General features: G+C 62.9%; 6 protein-coding genes and 1 pseudogene. 4 read left to right on the forward strand and 3 right to left on the reverse strand.

The window, feature by feature from the left end; translation table 11 throughout:
- The 4 genes and pseudogenes from AC1DW9_RS35860 to AC1DW9_RS35875 form a co-directional block, all read left to right on the forward strand.
- Positions 1-247, forward strand: a pseudogene (locus tag AC1DW9_RS35860) (polyphosphate kinase 2); the annotation flags it as partial.
- A 36-nt stretch (positions 248-283) separates the two neighbouring features.
- On the forward strand, positions 284-1,342 hold the full coding sequence (locus AC1DW9_RS35865; RefSeq protein WP_476777377.1) for a sensor histidine kinase: 1,059 nt from the start codon (positions 284-286) through the stop codon (positions 1,340-1,342).
- A 9-nt stretch (positions 1,343-1,351) separates the two neighbouring features.
- A complete protein-coding gene (locus AC1DW9_RS35870) occupies positions 1,352-1,963 on the forward strand; it encodes a response regulator transcription factor (protein WP_441509105.1) in 612 nt (203 codons plus the stop codon).
- Between the two features lie 167 nt (positions 1,964-2,130).
- Positions 2,131-2,811 carry a hypothetical protein gene (locus AC1DW9_RS35875; protein ID WP_476777378.1) on the forward strand — a complete coding sequence of 227 codons (681 nt, stop codon included), beginning with the start codon at positions 2,131-2,133 and terminating at the stop codon, positions 2,809-2,811.
- Between the two features lie 97 nt (positions 2,812-2,908).
- On the opposite strand, the gene AC1DW9_RS35880 is transcribed toward AC1DW9_RS35875, so the two are convergent.
- The 3 genes from AC1DW9_RS35880 to AC1DW9_RS35890 all read right to left on the reverse strand — a co-directional run.
- Positions 2,909-4,594, reverse strand: a complete 1,686-nt coding sequence (locus AC1DW9_RS35880; RefSeq protein ID WP_441509103.1) for a SulP family inorganic anion transporter — start codon at positions 4,592-4,594, stop codon at positions 2,909-2,911.
- A gap of 43 nt (positions 4,595-4,637) precedes the next feature.
- Positions 4,638-6,212 carry a CYTH and CHAD domain-containing protein gene (locus AC1DW9_RS35885; RefSeq protein WP_441509102.1) on the reverse strand — a complete coding sequence of 525 codons (1,575 nt, stop codon included), beginning with the start codon at positions 6,210-6,212 and terminating at the stop codon, positions 4,638-4,640.
- A 30-nt stretch (positions 6,213-6,242) separates the two neighbouring features.
- Positions 6,243-6,578: DUF2950 family protein (locus AC1DW9_RS35890; RefSeq protein WP_476855373.1), on the reverse strand; the 336-nt coding region annotated here is incomplete at its 5' end.

Raw genomic sequence — 6,578 nt, forward strand, 5'->3', positions numbered from 1 at the left:
CCGCTGGAATGACTATTCCCGAGCCCGCGACGACATGTTCCGGGCGAGTGATACGAGCTGGGCGCCCTGGTTTGCCGTCCATTCCGACGACAAGCGCCGCGCTCGGCTGAACATCATCTCTCATATCCTGTCCTCGATCCCCTACGAGGCGCCGCCGCGCGAGAAGATCAAGCTGCCGAAGCGCCAGAAACTGGACGACCACCAGGAAACGAGTTTCGCGAGGCACTGGGTCGCGGAAACCTGCTGAAACGCAACGAAGTGAGGCAGCCACCGGGAGGCCATATTGCAACGCTCTGAGGTAGCACTGGACGTTCGATTTCGCGCGGGGGGCGAGATCCCGACGGCGACGCTGCACGCCGGCCGGCATCGATACCTGATCCTTTGTGGCGTCTTCGCGCTGGCGGTGATCTCCGGCCTTCTCCTCAATCTCGTCCTCGGCTCCGGACCGGACGAAGTGTTGAATAGTACCAAGTACTTAGACATCGTCGCTCGTCGGCCCACAGCCTGGGAACAATATGGCTGGTCGATCGCAGGCATCTCGATCGCCTTTTTCCTGCAAGCGTTGCTGATCCTCCTGTTCCTGTTCGAACGCCAACGACGCGCCGTGGCCGAGCAGGAGGCAAGTCAGTTCATTTCGGAAGCCATGACGGTCAATCGGCGGATTTCGCTGGGAGAAATGTCCGCGTACATAGCGCACGAACTCAAGCAACCGCTCAGCGCAATCCTCATCAATACTGAAGCGGCCGAGATCATCCTCAAGAATGCGGCCCCCAGCATCGCGGAGCTTCAGGACATTGTCGCGGACATCAAACGGGACGAAATGCGCGCGGTCGAGATCATCGACCGCGTGCGGAACATGATCCGACTCGCGCCATCGCCTGCTCAGACGATCGATCTGAATCGCTGCATCCGCGATACATTCCGGCTCGTATCCAGCCGCGCTGCCGCAAACGATATCGGTCTGAGATCAGAGCTGGACGAGAATCTTCCGGAGATCCCGGCCGATGCCATCCAGATTCAGCAGGTGATCCTCAACATCACCATCAACGCGCTCGATGCCATCATCGGCCATGGCAGTTCTCGAAGAGATATCATCGTAAAGAGTGCATTTCACGGACGAGGCATCGTCGAGATATCCATCATCAACTACGGACCGAAAGTCCCGCCTCAGTCGTTGTCGAGAATTTTCGACGAGTACTACACCACCAAAGCCGATGGAATGGGGCTCGGCCTGGCGATCAGCAGGAAGATCATTCTCGCCCATCGCGGGCGGATCTGGGTGGACAACCGCGATGATGGCGGTGTTGCCTTCCACATCCATCTCCCCGCCATGAAGACATGAAGCGCCTCCATGCCAGCCAATATCTATCTGGTCGATGACGACATCTCCTTCAGGACCGCAATGGTTCGCTTGCTCGAAGCCTCCGGCTTCCAGACGAAATCATACGGGACCGGAGCCGAGCTCCTGGACCAGCTTCCCGACGAAGGAACGGACGGCTGCATTCTGCTCGACGTCGATATTCCAGGCGTGAGCGGCCCTGATCTTCAGCTCCGCCTCAATGCGGCCGGATCGCGATTGCCCGTGATCTTCCTCACCGGTCATGGCGACATTCCAACCAGTGTCCGCACGATCAAGGCCGGCGCAGAGGATTTCCTGACGAAGCCGGTCACCAAGGACGTGCTGTTCGATGCGATAAACCGGGCGCTCGCACGCTGTCGCCGCACCAGGCACAATGACGATGGTGCTGTATCGCGAGCGCTCCGGCTCGGCAGCCTCACCCCGCGGGAACGCGAGGTCTTCGCTCTTGTGGCGCGAGGCCGGATGAACAAGCAGATCGCCTACGAACTCGGAACCACCATTCGCACCGTCAAGGCTCACCGGCACAATGTGATGGAAAAGATGGCCGCACGCTCGATAGCCGAGCTTGTCCTCTCCGCGGAGCAACTGGGCCTTATCTCGTAGCAATGACTTGCGATCAGTCGGGCAGAGCCAGCCAGCCTTGCATCATGTCCGTGCAGTTCGATTGCCACCGCAACAAACCAATGGGAACCTGGCGCCTGACAAAACGGCGTGTTTCCCGGAGATTCGTCAGCGTTCTGGAGCCGTTTTGAAAGAAGGGTTGGACCACGATGACAACCGACCTCCTAGCGAGTGGCTACAACCCGCATCCGGCAAAGGGCCTGAAGACCCCGAGGGCTGCCGCCGCCGCCGGGATCCTTTTTTCGGTGCTGCTGCTTACCTCGCTTTTTCTGATCCTCGACACCGTGCGGCTGGACCCGCGAGACCCTGGCGACTGGCTGGGTCCGCAATCCTGGAAAGTGTCGCTCGCGCTCAACCTGATCCCGTTCGCGGGCATCGCGTTCCTGTGGTTCGTCGGTGTCCTCCGCGACCGGATGGGGGCGGCCGAAGACAAGTTGTTTGCGACGGTCTTTCTCGGAAGCGGTCTTCTGTTCATCGGCCTGCTCTTCGTCTCCGCTTCTTCGGTCGGAGCCATCCTCATCGCCTATTCCGCGCTTCCCAGGGACCTGCCGGGATCGATGACCTTCATGCTTGCGCGGTCGCTCGCCTATCACCTGACCAGCATCTACGCCCTGAAAATGGCGGGCGTTTTCCTGATGACGGCCTCGACGATCGTCCTGCGCACCGGAATTGCCGCACGCGCAACGGCGATCACAGGGTATATCGCCGCCGCCATCATCCTGATCGGCAGCCAATTCCTGGATTGGACCGTGATCATCTTCCCGGTCTGGGTCTTCATCGTCAGCGTCGACATCCTCATTCGGGAGGCCCGCTCGCGGCCGGCCGGTTAGATCATCGAACCGGAAACCGTATCCGGTCCGATAATCTAACCTTTTGTGTTTGCATCGGCTTTCCCAAAAACCGGAATCCACTTTTCGGGCCGATGCCTTAGCCTGCTGGAATGACGCGGCGCTCGGCTTCAAAGGCGCCGACGGCATCCTGAAGCTCGTCGAAAATCAACCCTGGCCCAATCGCATCGAGAAAACCCGATCGCCTGAGGATGTCCATCGGATCCCGGTGCAGCTCCGCGACGGCCAGCGTCACGCCGCGCTCTGCAAGCCACCCCTGCAGCTCACCGAGCATGACCGCAGCAGTTGAATCGATCTGGGCGATCGCGCTGGCGTCGATCACGAGCCAGCGCGTCCCCGGCGGTGCCGCATCGACGATACCCTCGATCCGGGCTTTGACGTATTCGGCATTGAAGAACAGCACGCTGCCCTGAACCAGGTAGATCACCAGCCCTGGAACGGGCCGCGCCTCCTGTACCCGATGAAGTTTGTAGAAGCCCGGCCTGCCGGCAGCGCGCCCGAGCAAGGCATCGCGCGGTCGCATGTCCTTGAGCAGCAGATGAAGCAGGGTCCCAGCAATGGCGATCACCACGCCGCTCAACACCCCCAGGCTGATCGCTCCCCACATGCTGATCAGCGCAAAGACGAACTCGACCCGGCTGATGCGCCAGGTTTCCCTCAAGCCGGAAATGTCGATGAGATTCAACGCCGCTGCGACCAGAATGGCGCCCAGCGCCGGCACCGGCAGCACGCGCAGCGCCTGATTGAGGTAGAGCAGCAGCGCCGTCAGCGCGCCGGCCGCAACCAGCCCGGCCAGTTGCGATCGTGCTCCGGCAGCCAGGTTTATCGCTGTACGCGAATCCGAGATGGTGACCGGAAAGCCGCTGAACAATCCCGATGCGATATTGGCCGCGCCGATGCCGACGAGCTCGCGGTTGGCATCGATCGGAAAATTGCCGCGCACCCCGAAGCTGCGCGCACTGACGAGCCCGGCGCTGACGCCGACGAGCCAGACGGCCCCGGCGCCGAGCACGAGTTCGCGCAGCGGCAAGGCAGCCCCGGTGGGAAACGACAGGGCCGGGAGTGTGTTTGGCAGGCGGCCGACGACCTTGATACCCATCGCCTCGAAATTGAACAGATGGGAGGCGATGGCTGCAACGACGACGACGACGAGAGGCCCCGGGATCGGAAAGCGCAGGCGTGGCAGGATCAGCAGAAGCGCCAGCATCGCCGCTCCCAGCGTCACCGATGGCCAATGGATCAGATCCGATCTTCGCAACAGTTCCAGGACTGGGGCCAGCAAGCCGTCGGCGTCGATCTTCACGCCGGTCAGCCGACCGATCTGGCCCACCATGATCGATATCGAGATGCCGCTGATGAATCCGATCAGGATCGGCCGGGACAGGAAGGCCGCGATGGCGCCGAGGCCGACCGTGCTGGCAAGAAGGCTGAGGATGCCGACAGCCAATGCAAGCGCCGCAGCAGTGGCGACCCGCTCCTCGGGAGAGCCGGCAGGCATCGCGGCCATGACCGCGGCAAGAACCGTCATCGTCGCCGCATCGGGGCCAAGCATGAGCTTTTGGGAGGGCCCGAAGAGCGCATAGCCGACGAGCGGCAGGATGCTCGCATAGATCCCCACCTCGACGGGCAGCCCTGCGATCGCGGGATAGGCAATGGCGCTCGGGATCGCGACCGCCGCCACCGCCAGGCCTGCGGTCACGTCAAAGCGCAGCCAGTCGGGCGAGAAGCCAGAGAAGCCGCTCAGGATTGGAAGGCGACCGAACATCATTGCTTCCTTGCGCCTTGTCCGGCGAGCCCAGCGGCGCAGGCTATGCCAGGCCGGAATCCTCTCCCTCGTCGAAGTCGAGATCAGAACGCTCCAGCCTGGAGCGGGCAGCCGCCGCGCTATCCGTCACGTCCTTGGTGTCGGAAGCGCGGCAGAGCGCAGTTGCAAGGCCGGCGGCGAAGAGAATGCGGCTGCCGCCGCTATCCCCGCCCAGCACCTCCTCGACATAGCTCATGAGCAAGGCTTCACCGGTCCTGCGGTCATTGAGGTCGCCAAGGACGCGCTGGATTGTCTGGAGAGGCTCGATGAGGCTGGAGAAGCTTCGCCGGGCCAGAAGCGCACCGAAGGGGTCGATCATGTAGCGGAGCTTCTTGGCGCGAACGCGCGCCTCATGCTGTTCGGGTGGATCGAGCCGTTCGATGTGCCGGCAGCGCTTGAGGAAAGACTTCAGTCGCGGCCGAAGTTCGCGTCTCAGATAGCGCCCGATCGGCATCTGGAGCAGCTCGGCCTGTTGCGGCGTCGGCGAGGTTCGTGCCAGCGCGCCGAGCAGGTCGAGGCTGAGCTCCAGGGCTGCCGGCGACTTCAGATAGTCGATCGCCGTTTCACGAGCGTGCTCGCCCCGGGTTTCAAAGACCGCTCTCAGATCCGCAACGCCCGGGGCGCTGCCATAGCTGGCGCCGAGCGCTGCCAGGACGGTCTCGCAGAGGACATCGACCTCGCGGGATGCACCAAGAAACTGGGTCAGCCAGCGAAGCCGTGGCGAAAGGTCATTGTCACCTCGCCATTGCTGGGCCGGCTCGAACAATGAGGCGAGCGCCCGTATCCGGCGAATGCAGACCCGTGCTTGATGCAGCGCCTCGCCGCCGCCGCCCGCCGCGAGCAGGGCAAAGTTATCGAAGAGTCCGGTGAAGCAAGTGGAGAACGTGCTCTGGATGGCCTGTTCCGTGCTCATGCCCGGCGTGACATCGAAGGACAGTTCGCTGACGGCGCTCTGCGGGGAACCCGCGCTCAGCCGGAAGCCGCGCTCGCCCTTGGACGACAATACCGGCAGCGAGGGCACGATCGATGCCAGATCACGGGCACAGCTCAGGAGCGCAGTCGGCGTGCCGCTTGCGAGTTCGAGCTCGGCCTCGCAGATCGGCAGCGACCGGCCATCGCCCTGGATCTCTCCGATGTCGAGCGCCAGTTCCACCGTCGCATCGGGGCGCATGATGACGAAGGTCCTGCGCCTGACCTGCGTGCTGAAAACCGCTCGCAAGTTGCTCAGGTCGCGGTCGCCCAGCACATCGCACAGAGGCGTCCCTGCGAGCGTATCCTTCGACGGTGCATCGGTCGCGACGGCGCACTCCCACTCGCCGCGCATGATCGCTCCGGCGCCACTCGACTTGACCGTCTGGATGTTCTTCCGGCCGTCATGCCGGATGCGAAGCGAATAGCCCTTGCGCCGCAGCTTGAGCTTGGGGGTATCGAAGTAGACGGAGTGCAGGCGCCGTGTCCTGCCCTTCCCGCTTGTCCCCAACGCCTTGGCCGCCCGGGCATAGTGCTCGAGGTCCCCACTCATGGGAATGAGTTTCAGCTCGACCTCGCGATTGTCCGGCATCATCGGCCCCAAAGCCATTCCCGGTCGTGTCCGCCAGGTGGACTGCCATCAACTCTGCGGCACCGAAACCTTCTCCCAGGTCTTGTCGGGATCGTATGAGCGCATCCGCGTCGCGATCCGGCTGGTCTTGGGTCCCAGATCCTTCTGATACACCGTACCCTCGTGGTTCACGATGAAGCTCATGACGCCGGAGGTGCCGTATTCGGCGGGATAGGCGAGCAGGGCGAAGCCGCCGATCATCTTGCCGCCGACGACATAGTCGAGGCTTCCGCCTGGCGCCGCGGCCCCCTGGCGCTTGAGGATCTTGTAGTAGTAGCCGTGATAGGGCGTCTTGCCCTGCCCGCCCTTGTAGCCTTCGCGCTCGGCCTGCGCGGCGAGAGCGCC

The sequence above is a fragment of the Allobosea sp. P4_E12 genome (assembly GCF_056401655.1).